Here is a 13,094-nt window from a genome sequence, read left to right as displayed (position 1 = left end):
GTCAGGCGGCGTATTTCCGGGCCTCCGGCTGCTTGGCCCAATCGGCATACCAGGCGTCGAACATCTTCAGCTGCGCCTCGATGAAGCCCTTCTGGCTGGCCGAAAGCTCATCCCCTTCATTGAAGTGGTGCAGATATGCCGTCTCCCCGCGCAGGACCATCATGTGCTTGAAGAACAAGACCAGATCCGGGCCAGCGTCGACCTCGGACAAGACCTGCATCGCGCTGTCCAGCTCATAGGCCAGCCGGCGCGCCTCGGCGTCGCCCTTCTGGGCAGCCTTGCACAGGGACACCAGGTGCAGCACCTCACGCGGGAGGACGTTACCGATCCCGGTGATCGCGCCGTCGGCGTTGCAGTTGACGTAGCCGTGGTAGACGGCCGTATCGACACCGATCATCAGCCGCAGGTCGGGCGAGGCGCCGGTGATGGCGTTGGCGGCATAGGACAGGTCATCATAGCCGCCGAATTCCTTGAAGCCGACCAGGTTCGGATGCTCGGCCCGGATCTGGAAGAAGAGGTCGGCCTTGGTGGAATAACCGTAGTAGGGGCTGTTGTAGATCACGGCAGGCAGGTTCGGGGCGGCGGAGAGGACGGCCTTGAAGTGCAGCCGCTGCGCCGCGACGACCGTGCCGCGCGACAACAGGCGAGGGATTACCATCAGACCATGCGCGCCGACCTTCTGGGCATGGGCGGCGATGGCGGCGGAGGTCGCCGTATTTACAGCACCGGTGCCGACGACGACCTTGATCCCGGCCTTCACCAGACGCTCGACCCCTTCCATCCGCTGTTCGGTGGTCAGAAGCGGCCAGTCCCCCATCGATCCGCAGTAGACGACGGCGGACATCCCAAGGCCGACCAGCTCTTTCGCCTTCGCGACAAGGGTGTCGAAGTCCGGCGTGCGGTCCGCCTTGCATGGTGTCATCAGGGCCGGGATCGTGCCCGAGAAGATATCCGACTTCATTCTGCAATCCTCCGTTGGCGGGCGAATCCGCTGCTTCCTGCGCTTCAGGATAGGCTTTGTATTTTATTTGTCGACAAGAATCTCACAGAACTGGATCCTGGCGCAGATCCCGAGCCATCATTTCCTGAATCTGGCCCACGATCTTGTCTGCATGGTCCTTTGCAAGACGGTCACAGGTTGCCACATCCCGCGCTGCGATGGCGGCGATGATGGCCTCGTGCTCCTCGATATAGGGATGGGGAAGACGCGGCTCGAAGGTCGGATAGTAGTAAAGCCGGACGATACGCCGGCCTTCATCCAGCAGCCGCGAGAAAAGCTGAAGGTAGTAGGGATTGCGCCCGGCCTCGGCGATGGCGACGTGGAAATTGCGGTTCAGCTCGATCATGCCATTGGTGTTTCCGGACAGGACGGCCTTGGCAAAGGCTTCCTCGCAAGCCCGGATCCGGGCGAGTGCTGCGTTGTCATGGAACTGAGCGGCCAGCCGAGTGGTGACGCGGTACATCAGGGTCAGTGCGTCGAAGTAATGGTGCAGGTTCGGAAAGTCGATCTGGCTGACGACCGTGGATCGGTTGGGCAGAAGCGTCACCAGCCCGTCGCCCGCCAGCCGCACAAGCGCCTCGCGGATCGGAGTGCGCGACATGGACAGCCGGTCGGCAAGACCAATTTCGTCGATAGGCTCACCGGGTTGCAGGATAAGGTTCAGGATCTCGTCGCGAAGCGTCTCGTAGACGTAGCGCGCCCCAGTGCCGCGTTTGCGTTCCTGCACATCATCTTCCGACACGGCGCGCCTCCTTCTGTCGACAAAGGTGATACAACGGCACGCGGCGACGGCGGAACAGAAATCGATTGGCGCAGCATCAGTGGGCAAACACCGCGCAATCGCCCGGATTACATCCATATATCAAAAGGTTGCGCGGCGATGTAAATACGTAGTGTATCTCTGTCTGTAGATACAATCTGCGCGGGTATCACGGTGCTATTCCGCCGAGATGGCAGATGATCTTCCATTCCTCGGCGCTGACCGGCTGCACCGAAAGCCGGGTGTTGTTCACCAGGACCATGTTTTCGAGCCCTGGAGTGACCTTGCACTCCTCAAGCGTGATCGCCCGCTTCAACGGCTTTACCGCCTTGATCCAGACGCAGTCCCAGCGAGGATCGTCGGTGGTGCTGTCAGGGCTGCTTTCGCGGCAGACCTCGACGATGCCGACGATCTCTTTCCCGATGTTGGAATGGTAGAAGAAACCCCGGTCGCCGATCTTCATGGAACGCATGTTGTTGCGGGCCTGGTAGTTGCGGACGCCGTGCCATTCCTCGCCAACGTCGCCCTTGGCAACCTGGTGGTCCCAGCCCCAGACGTCGGGTTCGGACTTGAAGAGCCAGTAGTTCATCCGATCACCCGCTTCCATTCCTGCACCATCACCGACTGGAAGAGCCCGGCCTTGGCATAGGGATCATTCGCGGCCCAGGCCTCTGCTTCCGCCTTCGAGCTGACGCCCAGGATCAGAAGGCTGCCGCACATCTGGCCGGCCGCGTCGATGAAGGGCCCCGCCTGTTCCACCACGCCAGTGTCCTGGATATAGGCCAGATGGGCCGCCCGGTTCTCGACGCGGGTCTGCAGGGCGTTGGGTTTGTCCAGACAGATCAAGGCGTAGCGCATGGTCATTCCTGTTTGAGGGGTCGGCTCATCAACTGCGAGATGGCATCATTCAGCGCGATCCGGCCAAGGGCAAGGGCGTTGACCATCCCGGTGATCGGCATGTCGATGTTCAGGGTTTCCGCCAGCCGGACCACGGCGCGGGCGGTCGCGACGCCCTCGACCGTGACCCTGGGGTCGAAGGTCTCGCCCCGGCCAAGGGCGCAGCCGAAGCGAAAGTTGCGCGATTGCTGCGAGGTGCAGGTCAGAACAAGGTCGCCAAGGCCGGACAGCCCGGCCAGGGTCTCGGCACGCGCCCCCAGCGCCTCGGCCAGACGCACCATCTCGGCATAGCCCCGCGTCATCAGCGCGGCGCGCGCGCTGTCTCCCAAACCGGCACCGATCACCGTGCCAGCGGCGATGGCAACGACGTTCTTCAGGGCACCGCCCAGTTCCGCCCCGATGACGTCGTCCGTCCGGTAGAGGCGCAGGGTCGGGGTCGACAGAAGCTCTTGCAATGCCGCGCCGTCGCCTGCTGTGGCAAGTGTCAGCGCGGTCGGCAGGCCGCGGGCGATGTCCGCTGCGAAGCTTGGGCCGGTCAGGATCGCCGCCTGTGCGCCGGGCCGTCGGGCCGCGATGACCGCAACCGGGCCGCGCAAAGTCGCCAGATCGACGCCCTTGCAGCAGGCGACCAGCGGCTGACGCCCGTGGATCTGCTGCCAGCTGTCCAGCGCCCCCCCCAGCGCCTGCATCGGCATGGCCAGAAGCAGCGCTTCTCCGCCGCAGACGTCGGCGATATCCGCATGGCAGGACACGCTTTTCGGCAAGTCCACGCCCGGAAGGGCCGAGTCGTTCCGCCCGGTTTCCTGCATCAACCGGACCTGCTGGGTATCGCGCGCCCAAAGCCGGACCTCGCAGCCGCCTTTCGCCAGCGCGACAGCCAGCGCGGTGCCGAAGGCCCCAGCCCCGGCGATCCCGATCATGCCTTGGCCCCCTTCTTCCCCGACCCCAGAAGCGCCGGCGCGCGGTCATCCAGCGGCCAGCGGGGGCGGGCGACAAAATCAGTCGTGGGCGACATACCCGCGCGAAGCTGCTCGAGTCCGGCCCAGGCGATCATGGCCGCGTTGTCCGTGCAAAGCCGCAGCGGTGGTGCGAGGAAGGGAATGCCAGCTTGCGCCGAGAGTGCCTCCAGCCGCCCTCGAATGGCCGAGTTGGCCGCCACACCCCCCGCCACGGCCAGCGCAGACGGTCGCTCACCAGCCACTTCAATCGCGCGCGATGTTTTCTTCGCCAGCACATCGGCCACCGCCGCCTGGAACCCGGCACAAAGATCGCGGCGGTCCTGCACGGTGATCCCGCCTTTTTCGGCGATCAAGGCATCGCGGGCGCGCAAAAGCGCGGTCTTCAGGCCAGAGAAGGACATGTCGCAGCCCTCGCGGTCCAGAAGCGGGCGCGGGAAATGAAAGCGCCCCGCATCGCCAAGCGCGGCCTCTGCCTCGACGCCGGGACCACCCGGTTGCGGCAGGCCCAGAAGCTTCGCGGTCTTGTCAAAGGCCTCGCCCGGTGCGTCGTCGATGGTGCCGCCCAGCCGCACAAAACGGTCGACCTCTTGCACCAGAAGAAACTGGCAATGCCCACCACTGACGAGCAACATCAGGTAGGGAAAGGCAATTCCGTCCGTCAGCCGGGGCGTCAGGGCATGGCCCGCAAGGTGGTTGACCGGCACCAGCGGCAGTCCCTTGGCCGCCGCCAGGCCCCGCGCCAGCATCACACCCGACAGCACCCCGCCGATCAGCCCCGGCCCGGCCGTGACAGCGATCCCGTCGATCTGGTCCAGCGTGACGCCTGCCTTGTCCAGCGCCTCCTCCACCACGCCGTCCAGTCGTTCGGCATGGGCGCGGGCCGCGATCTCGGGCACCACGCCGCCGAAGGCCTCGTGCAAGGCCGTCTGGCCAAGCACCTGCGACGACAGGATGCGCGGCCCCTCGGGCGTCAGCCGCACGACCGCCGCCGCGGTATCGTCGCAGCTTGATTCGATGCCGAGGAGGGTCAGGGTCCGGTCCATGGCCGCCGTTGCGTGAAGCCTTTCCGGCAGGTAACACCTTGGACATGGCGACACAATCCGCAGCCGTCCTCATCACCCGGCCCAAGTCGGAAGGCGACGCCTTCGCCGCCGCACTGGTCGCCCGCTTCGGCCCCCGGGTGCGACCGGTCGTCTCGCCCCTTCTCGCGCCCCGCAACCTGACCCCGGATCTGCCCGATCAGGACTACGCGGCAGTGGTCTTTACCTCGGCCCAGGCAGTCGAGGCGGCGGGTCCCTACCTGCCCAGGCTGCCCCGGCAAGCGTGGTGCGTCGGCGCCAAGACGGCACGCGCTGCATCCTTGGCCGGTTTCGACGCCCGATCCGGCGGAGGAGACGGCGATGCCCTTGTCCGGGCGCTTGCAGCAGATCCTCCAAAAGGTTCGATTTTGTATCTACGTGGAGTAGATACAGCTTTCAACTTGTTGGAAAGATTGCGCGAATTTGGTATAGATGCCGATGAGGCCGTCGTGTATCTACAATCACCACAGGATTTGGGGCCAGAGGCACTGGACCTTCTTCGCCAGCGCACCGACGTTATCGTTCCGCTTTTTTCGCCCCGCTCTGCCCGGCTGTTTCGTGCGGCTCTCCCCAAGGCGGCGCAGGCCCGGCTGCACATTGCGGCAATGAGCGCGAATGTCGCCGAGGCGCTTCAAGACCTGCCCAGGGCCCATCTGACAATCGCCCTTCGCCCAGACGCGCCCGCAATGCTGGATGCGGTCGAAACCTTGCTTGTCCAACTCCCCGCGCCTTGAACCGGCAGGCCGCGAGTGCTTAGGTTAGGCCAAGGGACGGAAAGGGCGGCACGATGACAAGACGCAAGCACCCCCAGCCTGAGGCGGACACGCCGCAGGACACCTCCCCGGCTGAAAGCGTCGCGGGCGAGCCCTTCGTGGTGACGGATCCGACCGATCCGCCGGCAGCACCCGATCCCCTGCCGGACCCCCCGCCCGCCGAGCCGGTGCCACCGTCGACCCCGCGGATCGTCGAGCGGCGCGGCAGCATCTTCCCCTCCCTCTTGGGCGGCGCGCTGGCGGCGATCGGCGGTTTCGCCCTGTCGCATTTCGATGCCTTCGGACTTCGCTCCACCCCCTCGGCCGAGCTTGCGGCGGTGACGACGCAGCTGGCCGAGGTCGAGGCGCAGATTTCGGGCATCGGGACCCTGGCCGGCGATCTGGCCGCGCTTTCGGATCGCGTCGCACAGCTGGAAGCCGCCCCGGCGCCCGCCGCCCCCGATCTCTCGCGTCTCGACGGGCTGGAAGAGCGTCTGGCCGCGATCGAGGCGATGCCCACGGACGGCAACGCCTCGACCACCGCCCTGACTGCAAAGCTGGCCGAGCTGGAACGCCGCCTGGCCACCCAGCCGCAGGGAACGTCGCCGGAAGTGCAGGCTCAGCTGGACGCCGCCCTTGCCCGGCTGGACGAGGCAGAGGCGGCGGCCACCCAGCGCGCCGAGGAAGCAGCAGCGGCGGCGGCCGCGGCGGAACGCACGCGGGCCCTGGATGCACTGGCTGCGCGCCTTGCGGCGGGTGAACCCTTTGCGGCCGAGATGCAGGCGCTGGGCGACGCTGACCTGGCGCAAACCCTTGCTCCGCTCGCAGAAACCGGCGTGCCGACACTGTCCGATCTGCAGGCAACCTTTCCCGATGCCGCCCGCGAGGCGCTGCGCGTTGCCCGCGAAACGGGCACCGAGACGGGTTGGACGGGGCGGCTCGTCGACTTCCTGGCCTCGCAGACCGGCGCGCGGCCGCTGACCCCACTGGAAGGGAATACCCCGGATGCGATCCTGTCGCGCGCGGATTTCGCGCTTTCAGAGGGCCGCGTCGCCGATGCCATGGCCGAGTTGCAGGCGCTCGAGACCCCGGTGAAGGCCGCGCTTGACCCCTGGCTGGCGCAGGCGCAGGCGCATCTTTCCGCCAATGCGGCGCTGCAGGCAGCACGGGGGGAATGATGCTCTGGTCGCTGACAAAAGTCGTCCTCTTCGTCGTCATCATCGCGGCGCTTGCGCTTGGGGCCGCGTTTCTGGCCGAAAGCGGCCAGGCGCTGCGCATCATCGTCGCCGGGTGGGAGTTCACCATCGGTCCGGTCCAGGCCGTTGTTCTGGGCGTCCTCCTGTTCGTTGCCGTCTGGCTGATCCTGAAGATCCTGGGCCTGCTGGGCGCCACGTTCCGGTTCCTCAATGGCGACGAGACGGCGATTTCGCGGTTCTTCGACCGCAACCGCGAGCGCAAGGGCTATCGCGCGCTGTCCGAAGGCATGATGGCCCTCGCCTCGGGCGAGCCACGCCTTGCGCTGACCCGGGCGCAGAATGCCGAGAGGTTGCTCGGAAAGCCCGAACTGACCACCCTCCTCGTCGCGCAGGCGGCCGAGGCGGCGGGCGACCACAAGCGGGCGACCGAGGCCTACAAGACGCTCCTTCAGGACAATGCGACGCGCTTCGTCGGGGTCCGGGGCCTTCTCCAGCAGAAGCTGGCCGAAGGGGACCGCGAGGTCGCGCTGAAGCTTGCCGAGAAAGCCTTCGAACTCCGCCCCAAACATGCCGAGACGCAGGACATCCTGTTGAAACTGCAATCCGACGCCGGGGACTGGTCGGGCGCGCGGGCGACGCTTGGCGCCAAACTGCGCACCGGGGCGCTGCCCAAGGATGTCTACCGCCGCCGGGATGCCGTCCTGGCCCTGCAACAGGCCCGCACGGTGATCGACGACGAGGCCAGCATCGAAGCGCGCGAGGCCGCGATCGAGGCGAACCGCCTGTCGCCGGATCTGATCCCCGCCGCCGCGATGGCTGCCCGGGGCTATATCGCCAAGGGTGACCGTAAGAACGCGACCCGGGTGCTGAAGAAAGCATGGGAAGTGCTGCCACACCCCGACCTCGCCGCCGCCTTTGCCGAGATCGAGCCTAATGAGGCACCGCAGGACCGCCTGAAACGCTTCCGCACCCTGACCAATGCCCGGCCCGAGGATGACGAATCGAAGATGCTTCTGGCCGAGCTTCTCTTGGCGACCGAGGACTTCCCCGCAGCCAGGCGCGCCCTGGGCGACGTCGCGACCCGCGCGCCGACCCAGCGCTCCCTGGCCATTCTTGCGGCCCTGGCACGAGGGGAAGGCGCCGAGGATTCCATCGTCCGCGATCTTGTCGCCCGCGCAATCGCCGCGCCACGCGGCCCGCAATGGGTCTGTGACAAGTGCCACGCGATCCATGACGGTTGGCAGCCGGTCTGCGAGAACTGCGGCAGCTTCGACACCCTGTCCTGGAAGACGCCCCCGGCCAATGCCGCCACTTCCCCCGTCCTGGCCGAGCTTCTGCCGCTGATGGAGGCCCGACCAGGGCCCGACCCCGAACCCGAGGTCGCAGCGCAACCGGAAGAACCTCCCCTGCCACTGGAAGAGATCGCCCGGCGCGCAAATTAGGGCTACACACTGCGGATGGGCGGTGCTAATAGCCCGGCCACGGAAGAATGCCGGTGTAGCTCAGCTGGTAGAGCACGTCATTCGTAATGATGGGGTCGGGGGTTCGAGTCCCTTCACCGGCACCATTCTTCCAAGACAAAGGCCGCCGGTCCCGATGGACCCGGCGGCCTTGTTGTTTCCCGGCCCTTGAAGCAGCTCAAGACACCTCACCCCGCGCTTCCCTCCCCCTCGTGGGGAGGGAGAGGGTGGGGGGCTCCCCGGCCCGATTTCAGCGCTTCGGCCCCTTCGGCGGCACGAACCGCTTCGAGGTATCCTTCGCGTCGGGGCGCGGCTTGGCCGGACGGTCCGAACCACCCGCCCGCTCGAACGGCTTCTTCGTCCCGAAGCTCTTGCCCGCCGGTTTGCCAGCCCCCTCGCGCTTCACATAGGGCCGCGCGTCGTCGCCCTTGGGCGCGTAGGTCTTCTTCGGCCGGTCGCCATCCTCACGCGGACGGAATCCCTCACCCTTCGGCGCATAGGGTTTCTTCGGACGCTCACCATCTTCCCGGGGCTTGTACTCCCCGCGCGGCTTGTAGCCCTCGGACTTGCCGGCATAGGGCTTCCGCGCCGGGCGCTCGCCATCCTCGCTCCGCTCCCGTGGCTTCCACCCCTCGGCTTTCGGAGCATAGGGCTTCTTCGGGCGATCCCCGTCCTCGCGCGGCTTCCAGCCCTCGGACTTGCCCTTGTAGCCGCCTTCCGCCGCGTGGCTCTTGTAGCCCGCCGCGCGACCGGGACGATCCGCCGACCCGCCATGGCTCTTGAACCCCGCCGAGCGCGGCACCGCCTTCTGGTCCGGCGACCAGCGCGGCTTGCGCGGACGCTCTTCCTCACCCTCGGGACGCGGGGCACGCTCCTCATAGGACCGCGCCGGACGCTCGCTCCGCTCCGGCCGGGCCTCCGACGGCGTCACCCGCGGACGCGGTTCGTACTTCGGCTTCGGCGCATATTCGCGAGGAGCCTCGGCTTCACCCTCCTCCTCGACCACCCGCGGCGGCTTCGGCGTATAGGCAGGCTTCTCGGCCCGCACCGGACGCTCGGCCCGTTCCGGACGCGCCGGACGCTCGAACTTCGGCTTGTCGAAACGCGGCTTGTCAAAGTCCGGCTCGCCCTCGACCCGCTCCATCGTCAGGCCCTTGTCCAGTTCGACCTGGGTCCCGAACCGCGAGGCCAGGGCTTCGGAAATCTGCACGAAGGTCTCGTCCTCGCGCACCCGGATTGCGCCGATGCCGTCCTTGGCGATGGACCCAGCGTCACAGATCTTCGGCAGAAGCCAGCGCGCCTCGGCCCGGCCAGCCCGGCCCACGTTGATTCGGAACCAGACCGAAGGTCCGAACTCCCCCCGTTCGCGCGGAGCCGACGGCGGCGGGACCGGCAGGTCGGTTGACAGCACTTCTGGGGCCGACCGCCCCTCTCGCCACAGCCGCACGAAGGCCGCCGCCAGCGCCTCGGGCCCGAACTGCTCCAGAAGGTCCGCGGCGATGCCGACATCGTCGCCGATGGGCATGGTCAGCGCCGGATGCTCCAGGATCCGCAGATCGTCCTTGGCCTGCACGTCGTCCGCGCCGGGGGCCGAGCCCCACTCCGCCACGACCTTGGCGCCCGACAACAGCCGCTGCGCCTTCTTGTACTCCGCCGGCGTCACGATCAGCGCCGAGACACCCTTCTTCCCCGCGCGCCCCGTCCGGCCCGAGCGGTGCAGCAAGGTTTCCGAGTTCGACGGCAGGTCGGCATGGATCACCAACTCAAGTCCCGGCAGGTCGATCCCCCGTGCGGCCACGTCCGTCGCGATGCAGACCCGCGCCCGCCCGTCCCGCAGCGCCTGCAGCGCGTGGGTCCGTTCCTGCTGCGACAGCTCACCCGAGAGCGCCACGACCTGGAAGCCCCGGTTCCCCATCCGCGCCAGCAGGTGGTTCACGTTCACCCGCGTCTTGCAGAACACGATGGCCGTCCGCGCGTCGTAGTACCGCAGCACGTTGAAAATCGCATGCTCCCGGTCGCGCACCGCCACGCTCATCGCGTGATATTCGATGTCGACGTGCTGCTTCGCCTCACCCTGGGCCTGAATGCGCAGCGCGTCCTTCTGGAACTCGCCCGCCAGCTTCTCGATTTCCTTCGGCACGGTGGCCGAGAACATCAGCGTCCGCCGCTCCTCGGGGGCCGCCGCCAGGATGAACTCCAGGTCCTCGGCAAAGCCCAGGTCCAGCATCTCATCCGCCTCGTCCAGCACCACGGCCCGCAGGCCCGACAGGTCCAGCGACCCGCGTTCGATATGGTCCCGCAGACGCCCCGGAGTCCCCACGACGATATGCGCCCCCCGCTCCAGCGCCCGACGCTCCGTCCGGTAGTCCATCCCGCCGACGCAGGTGGCCAGTTTGGCCTGCGCGCCCGCATAAAGCCATTCCAGCTCTCGCGCCACCTGCAGCGCCAGTTCCCGCGTCGGGGCAATCGCCAAAGCGATGGGCTTGTCGGCATACAAGAGCACGTCCTGCCCGTTCAGCACTTCCGGAGCAATCGCCAGCCCGAAGGCCACCGTCTTGCCCGACCCGGTCTGCGCCGAGACCAAGAGGTCCCGCCCCGCAACGCCTTCCGCCAGCACGGCGTCCTGCACCGAAGTCAGCGCTTCATAGCCCTTGAGGGCCAAAGCCTGCGCCAGCGGCGAGGCCACGTTTTCAATCGTCATGGATGTCTTTTCCAAAGGGGGACGGCCAGCGCCCATCAAAGCCAAACGGCCCCTGTCCCCTTGTACGGGCCTCCTCGCCCGCAGTCGTAGGAATCTCGACCGTGGGGCGCACCTATCCCAGAACGGCGGGCCTGTATAGACCCTAACCCCTCAGGCGCGCCAAAGCCTCGGCATGCGGCCCCGGCGGCAGGGCCAGGACTCCCTTCGCCTGCGCGCCCGGAGTATTGAACCGCAGCGCCGCCCCCGTCTGGTCCGTCACCACCGCCCCCGCCCGTTCGGCGATCAGCGCGCCCGCCGCGATGTCCCACTCCCAGGCATCACGCAAAGTCAGCATCCCGTCGAACCGTCCCTCCGCCGCCAGGCACATCCGGTAGGCGAGCGATGCCCGGAAGCTCCGCACGATCTCCGGCACCCCGCCCGGCCATTTCTCGGGCGCCATGTTCGCCTTGGTGGTCAGGATGTTGGCGCCCTCCAGCCGATCCCGCCCGCTGCACCGGATCACCTCGCCGTCCTTCATCGGGGCCGCGGTCTCGGAGGCCGTGTATATACGGTCAATCGCCGGTAGATAGACCACCGCTGCCGTGACCTTACCCCCACGCGCCACCGCCAGCGAATGCGCCCAAGTCTCTTCCCCCGCGACAAAGGCCCGCGTCCCGTCGATCGGGTCCACGATGAACACAGTATCTACAGCCAGCCGGTCCGGGTTGTCCGGAGTCTCCTCCGACAGCCAGCCATAGCCGGGCCGTGCCCCCAGCAGCTTCGCCTTCAGCATCTCGTTGACCGCCAGGTCCGCCTCGCTGACCGGCCCGTGCTCGCCACCCTTGTCCCAGACCTTCGGGTCCTTCCGCCAATAGCGCAACGCGATCCGCCCCGCCTCGCGCGCGGCCTCGGTCAGCAGGGCCAGGTCACGCGCCGGCAAGGGTCATCCCGTCGACAAGTATGGACGGAACGCGGGTGGACAGATGCGCCCGCGCGTCGTTGGCCGGGATAATCCTCAGCAGCATGTCACGCAGGTTCCCGGCGATGGTGCACTCATGCACCGGATAGGCCAACTGCCCATTCTCCACCCAGAACCCGCTCGCCCCGCGCGAATAGTCCCCCGTCGTCGGGTTGATCGTCGAGCCGATCATCGAGGTGACCAACAGCCCCGTCCCCATCTGCTTCAACAGGTCCTCGCGGGTCACAACCCCTTGCGTCAGATCGATATTGGTCGTCGACGGCGAAGGCGGAGCGCTGGTCCCACGCATCGCATTCGCCGTGGACGGCATCCCCAGCTTCCGCCCCGTGGCAAGGTCCAGCACCCAGCCGGTCAGCACCCCATCCGCCACGATCTCGCGCCGCCGGGTCGCCAAGCCTTCCCCGTCAAACGGCCGCGAGGACCCGATCCGCACCCGATGCGGGTCCTCGATCAGCGACAGACCCTTCGGCAACACCTGCTTGCCCAGCAGATCCCGCGCCCAGGACGACCCCCGCGCAATCGACGTCCCGTTGACCGCCGACAACAGATGCCCGACCAGCGACGCCGCCACCCGCTCGTCATAGACCACCGGATAGGTCCCGGTCTTCGGCTTTACCGACCCGACCCGCGCCAAGGTCCGCTCCGCCGCCAGCCGCCCGATCTCCTCGGCAGATGGCATGTCGGACGCGTATATACGCCCCTCCCCCGCATAATCCCGCTGCATCTCGGTCCCGGACCCGGTGAAGGCCACCGCCGACAGGCTTGTCGAGGTCCGGCCATACCCGCCCGAAAACCCGTTCGTCGCCGCCATGTGCAGCGCCCGCTGGCTGTAGCTCGCCGCCGCCTCGACCTGAGTGATCCCGGCCGACCCCAACGCCGCCGCCTCGACCGCCCGAGCGTGAGCCTCCAGCACCGCCGCACCCGGCTCTCCGGCAGGATCGGCCAGGTCCAGCGCGCCCAGATTCCAGTCCCGGGCCAGGTCGGACGGCTCTGCCAGCCCCACCGTCGCATCCTCGGGTGCCTCGCGCGCCATCGCCACGGCCCGCTCGGCAAGGGCCGAGATCGTCGCGTCCGAGGTATCCGAGGCCGACACGCAGGCCTGCCGCCGTCCGATCAGCACCCGCAGGCCGATCTCGACGCCTTCGGACCGTTCCGCCGTCTCCAAAGCGCCCTTGCGCAGTTCGATCGTCAGCGCCGTCCCCGACACGGCCAGAGCATCGGCATTGTCGGCCCCCGCCTTGCGGGCGGCATCAAGAAGGGCGTGGCTCAGGTCGGACAGGCTGCGGGTCATGGCGTTCCTCTGGTCAGGTGCAGGAGGTAGTCCTGCCCGCC

General features: G+C 67.4%; 12 protein-coding genes and 1 tRNA gene. 4 read left to right on the top strand and 9 right to left on the bottom strand.

Features of this window, described 5'->3' with window-relative positions; genetic code table 11:
* Position 1: 1 nt before the first annotated feature.
* The 6 genes from ACE3Q6_RS05885 to tsaD form a co-directional block, all read right to left on the bottom strand.
* Positions 2 to 961, bottom strand: a complete 960-nt coding sequence (locus tag ACE3Q6_RS05885; RefSeq protein ID WP_374429629.1) for a dihydrodipicolinate synthase family protein — start codon at positions 959 to 961, stop codon at positions 2 to 4.
* A gap of 82 nt (positions 962 to 1,043) precedes the next feature.
* A complete protein-coding gene (locus ACE3Q6_RS05880; RefSeq protein WP_374429627.1) occupies positions 1,044 to 1,742 on the bottom strand; it encodes a GntR family transcriptional regulator in 699 nt (232 codons plus the stop codon).
* Positions 1,743 to 1,929: 187 nt separating this feature from the next.
* The gene (locus tag ACE3Q6_RS05875) at positions 1,930 to 2,349 is read right to left on the bottom strand and encodes an EVE domain-containing protein (RefSeq protein WP_374429693.1); all 420 of its coding nucleotides are present in this window, start codon (positions 2,347 to 2,349) and stop codon (positions 1,930 to 1,932) included.
* Positions 2,346 to 2,618: a YciI family protein gene (locus ACE3Q6_RS05870; protein ID WP_374429625.1), complete on the bottom strand. Its 273-nt coding sequence runs from the start codon at positions 2,616 to 2,618 to the stop codon at positions 2,346 to 2,348. The genes ACE3Q6_RS05875 and ACE3Q6_RS05870 overlap by 4 nt, the downstream gene beginning before the upstream one ends.
* Before the next feature lie 2 nt (positions 2,619 to 2,620).
* Entirely contained in the window at positions 2,621 to 3,577 is a 957-nt protein-coding gene (locus ACE3Q6_RS05865; protein WP_374429623.1) for an NAD(P)H-dependent glycerol-3-phosphate dehydrogenase, read from the bottom strand.
* A complete protein-coding gene (gene tsaD / locus ACE3Q6_RS05860; protein WP_374429622.1) occupies positions 3,574 to 4,659 on the bottom strand; it encodes a tRNA (adenosine(37)-N6)-threonylcarbamoyltransferase complex transferase subunit TsaD in 1,086 nt (361 codons plus the stop codon). Before tsaD ends, ACE3Q6_RS05865 begins: the two co-directional genes overlap by 4 nt.
* 44 nt (positions 4,660 to 4,703) lie before the next feature.
* Between tsaD and ACE3Q6_RS05855 the strand changes: the two genes are divergently transcribed.
* From ACE3Q6_RS05855 to ACE3Q6_RS05840, 4 genes are all read left to right on the top strand, one after another.
* Positions 4,704 to 5,429: a uroporphyrinogen-III synthase gene (locus ACE3Q6_RS05855; protein WP_374429620.1), complete on the top strand. Its 726-nt coding sequence runs from the start codon at positions 4,704 to 4,706 to the stop codon at positions 5,427 to 5,429.
* A gap of 53 nt (positions 5,430 to 5,482) precedes the next feature.
* The gene (locus tag ACE3Q6_RS05850) at positions 5,483 to 6,625 is read left to right on the top strand and encodes a COG4223 family protein (RefSeq protein WP_374429618.1); all 1,143 of its coding nucleotides are present in this window, start codon (positions 5,483 to 5,485) and stop codon (positions 6,623 to 6,625) included.
* Complete coding sequence (locus ACE3Q6_RS05845) at positions 6,625 to 8,085, top strand: heme biosynthesis protein HemY (RefSeq protein ID WP_374429691.1); 1,461 nt, start codon at positions 6,625 to 6,627, stop codon at positions 8,083 to 8,085. The genes ACE3Q6_RS05850 and ACE3Q6_RS05845 overlap by 1 nt, the downstream gene beginning before the upstream one ends.
* Positions 8,086 to 8,134: 49 nt before the next feature.
* A tRNA-Thr gene (locus ACE3Q6_RS05840) sits at positions 8,135 to 8,210 on the top strand.
* Positions 8,211 to 8,353: 143 nt separating this feature from the next.
* On the opposite strand, the gene ACE3Q6_RS05835 is transcribed toward ACE3Q6_RS05840, so the two are convergent.
* The 3 genes from ACE3Q6_RS05835 to ACE3Q6_RS05825 form a co-directional block, all read right to left on the bottom strand.
* Positions 8,354 to 10,804 carry a DEAD/DEAH box helicase gene (locus ACE3Q6_RS05835; protein WP_374429616.1) on the bottom strand — a complete coding sequence of 817 codons (2,451 nt, stop codon included), beginning with the start codon at positions 10,802 to 10,804 and terminating at the stop codon, positions 8,354 to 8,356.
* A 142-nt stretch (positions 10,805 to 10,946) separates the two neighbouring features.
* The gene (locus ACE3Q6_RS05830; RefSeq protein ID WP_374429614.1) at positions 10,947 to 11,723 is read right to left on the bottom strand and encodes a 3'(2'),5'-bisphosphate nucleotidase CysQ; all 777 of its coding nucleotides are present in this window, start codon (positions 11,721 to 11,723) and stop codon (positions 10,947 to 10,949) included.
* A complete protein-coding gene (locus tag ACE3Q6_RS05825) occupies positions 11,710 to 13,053 on the bottom strand; it encodes a TldD/PmbA family protein (protein WP_374429612.1) in 1,344 nt (447 codons plus the stop codon). The genes ACE3Q6_RS05830 and ACE3Q6_RS05825 overlap by 14 nt, the downstream gene beginning before the upstream one ends.
* Positions 13,054 to 13,094: the final 41 nt, after the last annotated feature.

The organism is Tabrizicola sp. (assembly GCF_041913445.1).
Classification (GTDB): domain Bacteria; phylum Pseudomonadota; class Alphaproteobacteria; order Rhodobacterales; family Rhodobacteraceae; genus Tabrizicola.
The sequence above is the reverse complement of the archived record's forward strand: the minus strand, read 5'-3'. Positions and strand labels throughout refer to the sequence as shown.